We start from the raw sequence: 12631 nt of genomic DNA, 5'->3' as shown, positions 1-12631 counted from the left end.
TACATGTCAAATCAAATGCCAGTCATCAACTTAATGGGGCCGACTGCGAGTGGGAAAACTGCTTTGGCATGCGAGCTATATGAGCGCGGTAATTTTGAAATTGTTTCAGTGGATTCTGCGTTAATCTATAAGGACATGGATATCGGTTCGGCAAAGCCATCAAAAGAAGAGCAGGAACGATATCCACATCACTTGATTGATATTATTACACCGCTCGAGGTTTATTCGGCAGCTCAATTCGTTGAAGATGCATCGCTGCTGATTGATGAAATACATTCACGCGGTAAGACCCCAATTTTGGTGGGTGGGACGATGTTGTACTACAAAGCACTGTTGGAAGGCTTGGCAACGAATCTCCCTAATGCTGATGAAAAGGTACGTCAACAAATTGAAAATGAAGCCATGGCATTGGGTTGGGAGAGCGTCTACGAAGAGTTAAAACGTGTCGATCCTATGGCAGGTGAGAAGTTTAAAGTGAGTGATCGTCAGCGTATTATACGCGCGCTAGAGGTCTATCGTCTGACAGGTCGACCTATTACTGAGCTTCAAGCTGAACAGCCTAAAAAACAGCGATATCGTTACAATTTTCATAATTATGCGCTATTACCTGATCGCGTAGAATTACACAAAAGAATTGAACTGCGCCTAAAAATAATGTGGGATATCGGTTTTTTAAATGAGGTGGAGCACCTGATTGAAAAATACGATTTAAACGATAATTTGCCATCGGCGAGATCTGTTGGATATCGCCAAGCTTTAGATTTTCTTAAAAATAGTGATAGAAGTCTCAAATCTAAGCAAGATATGGAAGACAAGTGTTTGTTTGCAACACGACAACTGGCTAAACGTCAATACACTTGGTTACGTTCTTTGCAAGAAGCGCACAGTTTTCAAACTTTTTTGACGATAAAGCAAGCTCAAGAAGACTTGCGAAACTTATATGGATAAAGCAAAATTTACTCACTATCTTTTTTATAAATTTTAATTGAAAAATAAAGATAGTTTTTTTGCGCTGATTTTATTTTTTGGAGTATAACATGTCTAAAGGTCAAACTTTACAAGATCCGTTCTTAAACTCTCTCCGTAAGGAACGTATTCCAGTTTCAATCTTTTTAGTCAACGGTATTAAATTACAAGGTCATATCGAATCATTTGACCAATACGTTGTATTATTAAAAAACACGGTAAGCCAAATGGTTTACAAACACGCTATTTCAACAGTTGTACCTGCACGTAATCCACGTCCTGCTGGTGCTCCTGCTGGCGCTCCTGCTGGTGCTCAAGGTGGCTTCGGTGGTCAACAAGGCGGCTTCGGTGGTCAAGGTGGCTTCGGTGGTCAAGGCGGCTTCGGTGGTCAAGGTGGCTTTGGCGGTCAAGGTGGCTTTGGCGGTCAAGGTGGCTTCGGTGGCGGTCAAGGTTTTGGTGGTCAAGGTGGCTTTGGTGGTCAAGGTGGCTTTGGTGGTCAAGGTGGCTTTGGTGCGACTTCTACACCAAACTTTGATGGCGAAACAAAATTTGATGATGCTCAAGAAGACGAAAACAATCGTTAATTTTTGAGTAATCAAAAAGGCACCTGATGAAGGTGCCTTTTTTATGTGAACAGCCAAAAAATTAAAGCCCCCATAGTGGAGGCTCTTAATTAACAAAAATTAGTTTTGGTTGGGTTGTTTAATTTCAACGTATGTACTTGCGCGAAGCTCTCTTAACCAGCCATCTAACTCTGCATCAAATTGACGGTCACCAAGAATTTGGCGCGCTATGCGTTTTTGCTGTTCCTGAGTCATGTCTTGCTGACGTGCATCAGTAACTTGCAAAATATGCCAACCAAACTGTGTTTCAAAAGGTTCACTGACTTCGCCAATTTTCGCAGTCTGCATTTTTTGATCAAACTCTGGCACCATCATCCCTGGAGAAACCCAACCTAAGCTACCACCATCACGTGCAGAGCCTGGATCATTTGAATAAGTTGCAGCAAGGACTGCAAAATCATCACCTGCCTTTACACGGCTATAGATACTGTCAATAGTGTGTTTTGCATTTTCAGGGCTCACCACTTCAGAAGTCTTAATCAGAATATGGCGAGTTTGGTATTGTGGCACAATTGTCTTTTTCTCATTTGACTTGCGCTCTAAGAGTTTCAACAAGTGGATGCCATCTCGAGCCTGAATTAAATCAGTAGTATTACCTGGTGAAACTAAAGCGATACTCGATGCAAGTTCTTCTGGAATATCTGCGATTGAGCGCGAGCCCATATCTGCACCTTCAACTTTAATTGTAGATGTAGAAAATTGTTTCTGTATTGCGTCTACATTATTGGAAGTCTGAAGTGCATCTTGAACTTGTTGCGCGACTTGAGTGAGTTCTTGTTGAGAGGCTTCACCAGAAATTCTGAAGTGAATCACGTGAGCTTGAGTACCCACAGCAGCTTGACCTTCCGGTGATTTGAGGAAGTTTTCAACATCTTGGTCGCTGATTTTAATGCGTGACATCACTTGTTGTTGACGTAAGCGCTGAATAGCAAGATCATCAGCGACTTTAGCACGTAGGTTTTCATAAGTGCCTGGAGCCATACGGTCAAGCTTTTGCTGGAAGTCTTCTAGGCTATTACTGTTCGACTGGCGAGCAACATTAAGTACAGCATCATTTAAAGTTTTTTCATCAACTTGAATGCCATAGCGTTTTACTTGTTCAAGTTGCGCATTTTGGATGATAAGTTTATTCAGAGCTTGATTTTCAAGTACCTGAAGTGGTGGTACATCCTGTTTTTGAGCTTTAAGCTGATGTTGTAGCTCAGCGACACCTTGTGCAATGTCACTTTTTAAAATGGCGCTTTTGCCAACAATAGCAACGATTTGATCTGATGGGTTTGCATAACTTGACACTGATGCAGAAATAACAAGTGCTAACGCTGAAGCTTTAAAGAGTTGTTTTAAATTTTGCATCTTCATTAATTCGTCCAATTTTGTTTAACTTTATCGAAACCCAAGATTCGATTTTCCAGTAAAGAGCTTAACTTACTGTTTAAGCCACCAAGTCCTTTAAGTGTAAACTCTGCCATTACAGCACGTTTTTGTTTGGTGTCTGGTGCATTAACATCATCTAAGTCATTGTAATAAGAGCGACCATAGACCGAAACACCCCAGCAGCACGACTCATAATTAATCCCTAAAAGGTACTCGCGTGCAACACTGTTGTCTAGATCATATTGCATATGACCCATCAAATTCCAATTACCTTTCACAGGTTGTATAAAGGATGCTGTAACTTGGTCATAGTGGTCTTGACGATCTTCAAGTCGCTTACGATTAAAATAACCAAAGTTGTATAGGTTACCTTGATCACCTGTGTAATACACTTGTAGATCACGTTGAGCATTATCTCCGTTAGACATCCACATTGAGTTTGCATTCACAGTAAAGTTCTGAGAAAGCTGGCTGGCAATGCTGATCACAGGACCAGTTTGACGCTCAGTATTAAATGGGTCATTTTGACTATTATTCAAAGTCACCTTACGGTCTTCAAAATAGTAACTTTGTCCGATGCTGGCACGTAAACGTTCTAATCCGATTGTATCAAAGAGGCTGTAACTTACCCCGAGTGATAAGAAGTTATTATCTTCTAGGCGGTCGTGGCCATAAAAGCGACGTGGATTAAAGAGTTGATCGTAATTCAGGGACGCTGCGGTTGAGTCAAAGTTCGGTGAACTGTTTTGATTTCTGTGTGGTGCATAAGCATAGAATGCACGTGGTGTGATGGTTTGTAAGAATTTTCCATCTTTTTCAAAGATAAGACCTGCATCCAAAGTAAACTCTGGAACTATAACTGCATTGTCTTTGGTATTTTTTCTTTGTTCTTCAGTGATACGATCAATCGTATTTTGATCAAAGAAAGTATTTATAGAGCGAACTGATGCTTGTGGTATAAAGAATGACCACTGATTGCGGAAATTATATCGAGCAGAAAACTCATTATAAAGACGTGTACCACTTGGTTGATAAATGGTGTCCATATTTGAGTTGTCTGAAGCATTTAAGTCATTAATATCTTTTTGGAAATATGCTGTATCGTTATTAAATTCGTATTCCAATCCTTGCGGGTTGCCAGTGATATAATTGACGAGCAATTGCGGTAGTCGCGCATAGGGGCGATCAACATCATCAACATCAGGGTCTAGCGTCTGGAAGTCTTCAACTTTGAGTTGCGCGCGTAACCCTGGAATTCCATTGGCGTAATTAAGATCCCAAGCGCGGCGTTGGTTTAACTCTGTTCTTGTATTCGGATTGCTGTCTAGATCGGCAAAGAAGTCTTTATCAGAAACATAGTTGTATTCTAAATTGGTCGTCCATTGGTCATTGATTTTCCAATTGTGCAAAAGGTGTAAATCTTTACGATCTTCATCATCATATTTACGATCTTGTGCTAAATAACCACCCCAAATACGACCGCCACCATATTGTTCAGTCAGATATCTGAACTCACCCTCAGCCATCAATCCACGACCGCCAATGAAACGTGGGGTTATAGTCGCATCATAATTGGGTGCTAAATTGAGATAAATTGGCGCTTCAAGTTCTAAACCACCATCGTTGGTATAGCCAAAACCTGGGTTTAATAAGCCAGTGGTACGACGATCATCAATAGGGAAATTGAAATATGGAACAGCCAGCACTGGTGTGTTTTTAATATATAGTTTAGTGCCTTTGGTCACGCCACGCCCAGTGTCTTGATTTAACTCAATCGAATTGGCTTGAATCTTCCATGTTGGGCTTTGCTCAGGTGGACACGTGCTATAAGTTGCATTCTGAAGGAGTAAAATATTGGGTGAGGTGCGCTCAATATTTTCTGCACGACCATGCCCATGTGTCGCTTCTGAAATATAAAAGCTGTTATTGAGGCGTCCCGTTTGGGTTTTTAAATTGTAGTCAATTTGATCACTTTGAGCCAATAAACCCGCTTGTGCCAACTGTACATTGCCAGAAGCTTTGGCATGAGTTTGAGTATTGTCAATTTTAATTTTATCCGCACGAACCATACGACCTTGTTGATCGATGATGACATTACCTTCTAATTCTGAATCACCATTTGGATTGTAATATGCACGATCAGCGGTGATGATCGATGTTGCTTGTTCAGGATCAATTGCTTTGGTATCAGGGCTGATTGGTGTCAACCAAGTTTGAGCACAAAATTTCGAGCTTGGGGAGAGCGTGCTACGTTGTTGCGCTTCGGCTGAATTTTTATTGACATAATATTGATCAAAGAAGCGCTGACCAGGGTAGCTTTCTTTAATTGCAGTTTGAAGTGCTTGATTGTCCACCTCAGTTGTACTGTCTTTAGAGTCGGCATAACTTGAGACTGTGCTACCACACAATAAGGTTAAAATAGCAGTCGCCAAAGGGCTGAAAGTAAACTGATGCTTCATTTATATCATTAACCAAGTATGCAAATTGCAATTAATTATTGTCGCATCATAGAGAAAAAACGGATTAGTGGCTACACTTAGCACTTTAAATATTCAGCCTGTACTAGAATTTATAGCAAATGAATACACAACGTGAACAATTGATACATACGTGGGTGCAATCTGTACTTCAATCAGAGCAGTTCGAAATAAAATATTTAGCAGGCGATGCCAGTTTCCGTCGCTATGCGCGAATCACCTTGAATAATAAATCATTTATGTTGATGGATGCACCTCCAGAAAAAGAAGATTGTGTACCTTTTGTGACGATTGACGAATTCTTCGATCGTCATGGTGTTCGTGTTCCACATATTGTTGCAAAGGATTTAGATCAAGGGTTATTGCTTCTAGAAGATTTTGGGGATGAGCTTTTAGCAAACCATTTAAATGATGACACGGTAGATCAGCATTATTTACAGAGTTTTAAACAACTCATTCAATTACAGTCTATTCATGGTGTGGATCAGTTTCCAGAATATAGTTACGAAAAATTAATCAGTGAAATGGAGTTATTCACAGATTGGTTGCTTCCATCATTAAATATTCGATTAAATGCTGATGAACAAGGTTTGATTAAGCGCACTTTTGCGATATTGGCAAATGCGGCTTTAGCTCAACCACAAGTGATTGTTCATCGAGACTTTCACAGTCGTAATCTCATGCTGTTAAGTGATGAGCAAGAGCAAGGTGTAATTGATTTTCAAGATGCGGTAATCGGTGCGGATACCTACGACTTGATTTCAATTACACGTGATGCATACGTGCAATGGCCTCCAGCACGTGTAAAACAATGGTTTAAAACCTTCTATGAATTATTACCAGATGATTCAAAAATTGATCGTGATTTAGAGCGCTTTATTAAAGATGCTGACTTCATGGCGATTCAACGCCATTTAAAGATTTTAGGTATTTTTGTGCGATTGTTTGAACGTGATGGAAAGTCGGGCTATTTAAAAGACTTGCCTCGTGTCATGTGGTATTTACTCGAAGAGTCGAAGCCTTACGCTGAACTCACTCCATTTATTCAATGGGTTGAAGATAAAGTGCTACATGCATTTGAAGCCAAGTATGGTCACTATGAGGTAGTAGCTGCATGAAAGCCATGATTTTAGCAGCGGGTCTGGGTAACCGTATGCGTCCCTTGACGCTTTATAAACCAAAGCCACTGTTGGAAGTGGGTGGAAAGCCTTTAATTGTATGGCATATTGAAAAATTAAAGTCGATTGGTGTTAGTGAAATTATTATTAATTCGGCATGGCTGGCAGACAAATTGATCGGTGCTTTAGGCGATGGTTCTCAGTTTGGTGTGAACATTCGCTGGACGCGTGAAGATGAGGGTTTGGAAACAGCTGGTGGAATCATCAATGCTTTGCCCTTGTTGGGTGAAGAACCATTTATCCTCGTCAATGGGGATGTGTGGACTCAGTTTGATTTTGCTCAGTTGCTTGAGCTTGATTTACAAGAAGATCTGGCACACTTGGTACTTGTACCAAATCCGCTACAACATCCTCAAGGTGATTTCACACTATTAGATGGCCGTGCTTATACTTTTGAGCAAGAAAAAGAGGGCGAAAATCTGACTTATAGTGGTATTGCGGTGATTCATCCTCGTTTATTCGAAGGTCTAGAATGGGGCAAGCGTCCTTTAGCACCTTTGCTTAAAGATGCTATGCACAACCACAGAATTTCTGCTGAAAAAATGGCTGAAACGTGGGTGGATGTGGGTACACCAGAAAGGTTGATGCAGTTAGATCAGCAAATTCGAGAAGGACAATTTAACTAACTGAGTATTCACTAAGCGTTAAATAGTGTTCCACGATGCATAAAACGGTATACTTTGATTAATTTTATTGAGATGTTTACTGTTTATGCATCCTTTTTTTCATGAGTTACAACAAGGTAGTCAAAAACTAGGTTTATCACTCAGTGATGAAGCGTTGAATTTATTATTAAAATATCAAGATGCGCTTGTATTGTGGAATAAGGCGTACAACTTGACCGCAATTCGTGATCCTAAAGAAATGTTAGTTAAACATTTGTTGGATAGCCTCAGTATCTTGAAAGACTTGCCTGAAGGGCGATTGCTTGATATCGGTACCGGTGGTGGTATGCCGGGGATGATCATCGCGCTATGTCAACCTGCGCGAAGCTGTGTGCTTCTGGATTCGAATGGAAAAAAAATTCGTTTTCTCAAGCAGTTTATTGCTGATCTAAAACTAAAAAATGTTGTGGCAGTTCAAACTCGAGTAGAGAAAGAAGAGAGTATTAATGAACTGGGTAAATTCGATGTAATTACCAGTCGTGCTTTCGCCTCACTGACAGATTTTATTACTGCTTCTCGTCCTTTTATGCATAAAAACAGTGTTATTGCTTCTATGAAAGGTTTAATTCCTGCTGAGGAAATTGAAAACCATAAAGATGAGTTGAGTTGCGAAATTATTGAGCTTCACGTTCCTCGTTTAGATGAACAACGTCATTTATTGCTACTTAAACAAATTTAAAAATTCTAGGGATTGGGGTTACCATGGCTCAAATTATTGCTATTGCGAACCAAAAAGGTGGCGTAGGTAAAACCACGACTGCTGTAAATTTGGCTGCATCATTAGCAGTGCTTAAAAAGCGAGTATTGTTGATTGATATGGACTCTCAAGGCAATGCCACTATGGGTTCAGGTATTCAAAAGAATGATCTCTTATACTCAGTAACTGATGTTTTACTGGGTGAAGTGCCAATTGAAACAGCCATCACTAAAGCTGAAGTTGGATATCGCGTACTTGGCTCCAATCGTGATTTAGCAGGTGTTGAATTAGCCATTGCTGAGCAAGACGGTCGTGAATTTATTCTGCGTGATGCGATCCAACAAATTGAAGATAAGTTTGATTACATCATTGTGGATTGTGCACCAAGCTTAAGTTTGATCACGGTAAATGCATTGGCTGCTGTTAAAAGCGTGATCATTCCAATGCAGTGTGAATATTATGCCTTGGAAGGTTTGGCGGATTTAACACAAACGATTGATCGTATTCAACAAGCGTTAAATCCTGATTTAGAAATCATTGGTGTATTGCGTACCATGTACGATGCTCGAAATGCGCTGACACGTGATGTGTCGGATGAGTTGGAGCAGTATTTTGGTAAAAAATTATACGAAACGGTTATTCCTCGAAATGTGCGTTTAGCGGAAGCGCCAGCACATGGGTTGCCGATTATTTATTTTGAAAAAAGTTCTAAGGGTGCAGTGGCTTATTTGAATCTTGCTGCTGAAATGTTAAAAAAAACCAAAGTGAAAAAAGGAAGTAAAGCATGACCGTGAAGAAAAGAGGCTTAGCAAAGGGTCGTGGCTTAGATGCGTTATTGGGCTCTATTCAAAAAGAAAAATTACAATTAGAAGCACAGTCATTAGATCATGGTCAGCTCAAACAGGTAGATGTCAAACTTCTTAAACGTGGTAATTATCAGCCGCGACGCTTTATTCATGAAGAAGACCTTCAGGAATTAGCATCTTCTATCAAAAAGCATGGCATCATGCAGCCGATTGTCATTCGTCCAATTGAGGATGATGTACATCAATATGAAATTATTGCAGGGGAGCGCCGTTGGCGAGCAGCTCAAATCGCTGGACTAAATGAAGTTCCTGCAATTGTTCGTGATTTGTCAGATCAAGTTGCAATTGCGTTGGCATTAATTGAAAACATTCAACGCCAAGATTTAAATCCAATTGATCAAGCTATGGCATTGCAGCGTTTTCATGAAGAGTTTGGATTAAGTCACCAAGAAATTGCTGAAACGGTGGGCAAGGCACGTACTACAGTAAGTAATTTATTGCGCTTATTAAGCTTAGCGGATCCGATTAAAGACCATATCCAACAAGGTCAATTAGATATGGGGCATGCGCGTGCAATATTGACTTTGCGTGCAAAAGACCAAATTGAAATTGCAAAAATTGTCATTGAAAAAAACCTTTCTGTTCGTCAAACAGAACAGTTAGTGCGTGATTTTAATGCACCAAAACAGGATAAGCCAAAACCATCAATTTCAGCTGATTTAGAGCAACTGACTCAGCGTCTTTCTGAACGTTTCAGTGCAGATGTTAAAATTGATCACAATAAGCAAGGTAAAGGTAAGCTTGTGATTCATTACCATTCACTTGATGAGTTAGATGGTATTCTAAATATCTGTTTAGATGAAAAATAATTAATTTAAAAGCAGTAAATGTGATTTATTTAGATGAGTTTGAGATTTAAGTCATTTAGGTCTCAATACTCCAATTGAGCTAAGGTTTACTTTGATCATTCCATACAATCAGGTCATTGATTTTAGAGTGGGGCAGACTTTAGCATTCGATGTTCGAATTATGTATGATTAAATTGCATACGTGCTGAATCTGTTTAGGTGTTTAAGGATACCGTACCAATTAGAGGTTGTGAGTGAAGCAAGATTTTAAAGTTTATATGCGTTTGTTGAGTTACTTAAAACAGTACTGGACGATTGCATTGATTGTTGTATTTGGTTTTGTGCTGAATGCCGCGACTGAAGTTTCTGTTGCGAAATTATTAGAGCATATTATCAATGCCATTCAAGAACAGGATCGAAGTTTCACGAACTTATTCCCATTTTTGGTTGTGGTTTTGATGTTTGTACGAGGAGTGGGGCTATTTCTAGGTGGATACTACACTTCGGTGATTTCTCGAAATCTAATTTTTAATATTCGCCAAGAAGTTTTTGCTAAATTAATGCGATTGCCGTCGCAATATTATTTAGATAACACTAGTGGTCATATTACTGCCAAAATTATGTACAACGTTGAACAGCTGACTGCTGCCTCAACGGAGTCATTAAGAACCTTATTACAACAAGGTTTGATCACCATTGCGCTGTTAGGATATTTGTTCTATTCCAACTGGCGCTTGACTTTATGTATTTTGATTTTTGCGCCATTAATCGGTTTGTTGATTAGAAAAGCTGCTAAACGTATGCGTAAGCTGTCTACTCAAGTGCAAGATACGATGGGTGATGTAAACCATGTAGTGCAAGAAACCGTGAATGGTAATCTGGTTGTTAAAGGGTTTGGTGGACAGGCATACGAGCAAACTCGTTTTAAAGAAACCTCACTCGAAAACTTGCGTCGTGGTTTAAAAATGGTTGCAGTACAACAATTAAATAGTCCTGTTGTACAACTTATTATGGCGATCGCTTTAAGTATTGTGATTTGGATTGCTTTAAGACCTGAGATATTACAGGATACTTCAGCGGGTCAGTTTGTTGCGTATATTACTGCAGCCGGTATGTTGAGTAAGCCGATTAAAGCTTTAACCGATATCAATGAAAAATTACAGCGAGGAATGGCTGCAGCACATTCAGTATTTGAATTATTGGATATGCCTGAAGAAAAAAATGAAGGGCAGTTAAAACCACAACTCAAAGGCAATATTGAATTTAATCAGGCAAATTTAACATATAGCGATGGTTTTCATGCCATTCATGATTTCAATTTAAATGTTAAAGCTGGGCAGACTGTAGCGTTGGTGGGGCGTTCGGGGGCTGGTAAGTCTTCTTTAGTTAACTTATTGGTTCGTTTTCAAGAATTAAGTTCAGGGTCAATCAAATTCGATGGCCATGATATTCAAGATATCGAAGTAACAGCGTTACGCTCACAAGTGGCTATGGTCAATCAGCAAGTCGTGCTGTTTAACCGAACTGTTCGTGAGAATATTGCTTATGGTCAGTTACAAGATGCTTCGGAAGAGCAGATTATTGCTGCTGCGAAAGCTGCTTATGCCCATGACTTTATTATGGCACTGCCTCAAGGCTATGACACACCATTAGGTGCTCAAGGTTTAAATTTATCTGGCGGACAAAGACAGCGTATTGCAATTGCTCGCGCAATCTTAAAAAATGCTCCAATTTTAATTCTTGATGAAGCGACAAGCGCATTAGACAATGAGTCTGAATACTTTATTCAGCGTGCTTTTGATGCAGCTATGCAGGATCGGACAACGATTGTCATTGCACATCGATTATCAACGATTGAGAATGCAGATCTTATTGTGGTAATGGATAAAGGTCGGATATTAGAGCAGGGAACCCATCAGGAATTACTCGATTTGCGTGGTGCATATTTCCAACTGCATCAACGTAATTTTGAGGAATAAGTTATGTCTATTGCGCAGGTCATTCAAAACGCTTGGAATAAGCAATCCAAGTGGTTGATTGTATTGCGACCCCTGTCATTGCTTTATCGATTAGGATTTTTCCTAAACAAAGCCTTGTATCAACGTGGTATAAAACCTATTTATACTGCACCAGTTCCTGTCATGGTCATTGGCAATATAACGGTAGGTGGCAGTGGTAAAACACCGTTATTAATTCAATTGGTTAAATATCTTCAACAAAAAAATATTCGAGTTGGAGTAATTAGTCGAGGCTATGGTGGTAAAGGTCCTTTTCCTGCAAGCGTGAATCTCGATTCTGAGCCAAATGAAGTGGGTGATGAGCCCTGTTTAATTGTGCAATCTACTGGCGTGCCGATGGTCGTAGGTGGGCAACGACAGAAAAGTATAGAGTTACTTCTCTCTCAGCATCAACTTGATTTGATCATAAGTGATGATGGTTTGCAACATTGGGCACTTGATCGTCAATTAGAATGGATTGTGCTGGATAACAATCGTGGTTTGGGCAATCAGAAACTGTTGCCAGAAGGCTTTTTGCGTGAGCCAGTAGCACGGTTATGCAGTGGTACAGTAATTGAGCATGCTGAACAACCAAGTTCAGATCTGTATATGCAATTACAAGTCGCAGCGCCGTACTTGTTAAATCCAGTCGAAGATCAAGTTGAATATTTTGCCACTGATTTGAATTATTATGCGGTCGTAGGTATTGGGTTCCCGCAACGGTTTTATAAAACCCTTGAAAGTATGGGCTTAAAGCATTTTCAGTGTCATGAATTTCCTGATCATTATGATTATCAGATTGATGATTTACAATTTGAAGATTCAAATCCAATCATCACCACTGAAAAAGATGCTGTGAAACTCCTCCCTTTGTTAAAACAACATCCAGAATTTAGTCGTGAAATTTGGGTGGTTCCTGTTGAAGCAGCTTTATCATCAGCTTGTTATGATTTGCTGGATCAACAGCTTGCAAAACTTGGTATCGTAAACACATAAGGAA

11 protein-coding genes are annotated in these 12631 nt (G+C 39.8%); 9 read left to right on the top strand and 2 right to left on the bottom strand.

Annotation, left to right across the window (positions count from 1 at the left end; all coding sequences use genetic code 11):
• Window positions 1–3: 3 nt before the first annotated feature.
• The gene (gene miaA, locus AC1M9J_RS00305) at window positions 4–948 is read left to right on the top strand and encodes a tRNA (adenosine(37)-N6)-dimethylallyltransferase MiaA (RefSeq protein WP_481951667.1); all 945 of its coding nucleotides are present in this window, start codon (window positions 4–6) and stop codon (window positions 946–948) included.
• Window positions 949–1037: 89 nt separating this feature from the next.
• Window positions 1038–1550 carry an RNA chaperone Hfq gene (gene hfq, locus AC1M9J_RS00300; protein WP_481951666.1) on the top strand — a complete coding sequence of 171 codons (513 nt, stop codon included), beginning with the start codon at window positions 1038–1040 and terminating at the stop codon, window positions 1548–1550.
• 99 nt (window positions 1551–1649) lie between these two features.
• Here hfq and AC1M9J_RS00295 read toward each other — a convergent pair whose 3' ends face one another.
• Window positions 1650–2948, bottom strand: a complete 1299-nt coding sequence (locus tag AC1M9J_RS00295; protein ID WP_481951665.1) for a peptidylprolyl isomerase — start codon at window positions 2946–2948, stop codon at window positions 1650–1652.
• Window positions 2948–5422: an LPS-assembly protein LptD gene (locus AC1M9J_RS00290; RefSeq protein ID WP_481951664.1), complete on the bottom strand. Its 2475-nt coding sequence runs from the start codon at window positions 5420–5422 to the stop codon at window positions 2948–2950. The genes AC1M9J_RS00295 and AC1M9J_RS00290 overlap by 1 nt, the downstream gene beginning before the upstream one ends.
• Before the next feature lie 119 nt (window positions 5423–5541).
• Here AC1M9J_RS00290 and AC1M9J_RS00285 point away from each other — a divergent pair, with 119 nt between their 5' ends.
• The 7 genes from AC1M9J_RS00285 (at window position 5542) to lpxK (ending at window position 12627) form a co-directional block, all read left to right on the top strand.
• Window positions 5542–6558, top strand: coding sequence for an aminoglycoside phosphotransferase family protein (locus AC1M9J_RS00285; RefSeq protein ID WP_481611415.1), 1017 nt, complete (start codon window positions 5542–5544; stop codon window positions 6556–6558).
• Entirely contained in the window at window positions 6555–7244 is a 690-nt protein-coding gene (murU, locus tag AC1M9J_RS00280) for an N-acetylmuramate alpha-1-phosphate uridylyltransferase MurU (protein WP_180027674.1), read from the top strand. Before AC1M9J_RS00285 ends, murU begins: the two co-directional genes overlap by 4 nt.
• An 85-nt stretch (window positions 7245–7329) precedes the next feature.
• Entirely contained in the window at window positions 7330–7962 is a 633-nt protein-coding gene (gene rsmG, locus AC1M9J_RS00275) for a 16S rRNA (guanine(527)-N(7))-methyltransferase RsmG (protein WP_481595447.1), read from the top strand.
• Between the two features lie 23 nt (window positions 7963–7985).
• Window positions 7986–8768, top strand: coding sequence for a ParA family protein (locus tag AC1M9J_RS00270; RefSeq protein ID WP_035264598.1), 783 nt, complete (start codon window positions 7986–7988; stop codon window positions 8766–8768).
• On the top strand, window positions 8765–9655 hold the full coding sequence (locus AC1M9J_RS00265; RefSeq protein ID WP_035264597.1) for a ParB/RepB/Spo0J family partition protein: 891 nt from the start codon (window positions 8765–8767) through the stop codon (window positions 9653–9655). The genes AC1M9J_RS00270 and AC1M9J_RS00265 overlap by 4 nt, the downstream gene beginning before the upstream one ends.
• 233 nt (window positions 9656–9888) lie before the next feature.
• Window positions 9889–11613 carry a lipid A export permease/ATP-binding protein MsbA gene (gene msbA / locus AC1M9J_RS00260; protein ID WP_035264595.1) on the top strand — a complete coding sequence of 575 codons (1725 nt, stop codon included), beginning with the start codon at window positions 9889–9891 and terminating at the stop codon, window positions 11611–11613.
• A gap of 3 nt (window positions 11614–11616) precedes the next feature.
• The gene (gene lpxK / locus AC1M9J_RS00255) at window positions 11617–12627 is read left to right on the top strand and encodes a tetraacyldisaccharide 4'-kinase (protein WP_481588355.1); all 1011 of its coding nucleotides are present in this window, start codon (window positions 11617–11619) and stop codon (window positions 12625–12627) included.
• Window positions 12628–12631: the final 4 nt, after the last annotated feature.

The organism is Acinetobacter sp. ANC_7588 (assembly GCF_056783995.1).
The sequence above is the reverse complement of the archived record's forward strand: the minus strand, read 5'-3'. Positions and strand labels throughout refer to the sequence as shown.

Excerpts from the sequence above, each read along its gene's own strand:
- miaA (WP_481951667.1), top strand. The coding sequence starts at position 4 with ATGTCAAATCAAATGCCAGTCATCAACTTAATGGGGCCGACTGCGAGT.
- hfq (WP_481951666.1), top strand. The coding sequence starts at position 1,038 with ATGTCTAAAGGTCAAACTTTACAAGATCCGTTCTTAAACTCTCTCCGT.
- AC1M9J_RS00295 (WP_481951665.1), bottom strand. The coding sequence starts at position 2,948 with ATGAAGATGCAAAATTTAAAACAACTCTTTAAAGCTTCAGCGTTAGCA.
- AC1M9J_RS00290 (WP_481951664.1), bottom strand. The coding sequence starts at position 5,422 with ATGAAGCATCAGTTTACTTTCAGCCCTTTGGCGACTGCTATTTTAACC.
- AC1M9J_RS00285 (WP_481611415.1), top strand. The coding sequence starts at position 5,542 with ATGAATACACAACGTGAACAATTGATACATACGTGGGTGCAATCTGTA.
- murU (WP_180027674.1), top strand. The coding sequence starts at position 6,555 with ATGAAAGCCATGATTTTAGCAGCGGGTCTGGGTAACCGTATGCGTCCC.
- rsmG (WP_481595447.1), top strand. The coding sequence starts at position 7,330 with ATGCATCCTTTTTTTCATGAGTTACAACAAGGTAGTCAAAAACTAGGT.
- AC1M9J_RS00270 (WP_035264598.1), top strand. The coding sequence starts at position 7,986 with ATGGCTCAAATTATTGCTATTGCGAACCAAAAAGGTGGCGTAGGTAAA.
- AC1M9J_RS00265 (WP_035264597.1), top strand. The coding sequence starts at position 8,765 with ATGACCGTGAAGAAAAGAGGCTTAGCAAAGGGTCGTGGCTTAGATGCG.
- lpxK (WP_481588355.1), top strand. The coding sequence starts at position 11,617 with ATGTCTATTGCGCAGGTCATTCAAAACGCTTGGAATAAGCAATCCAAG.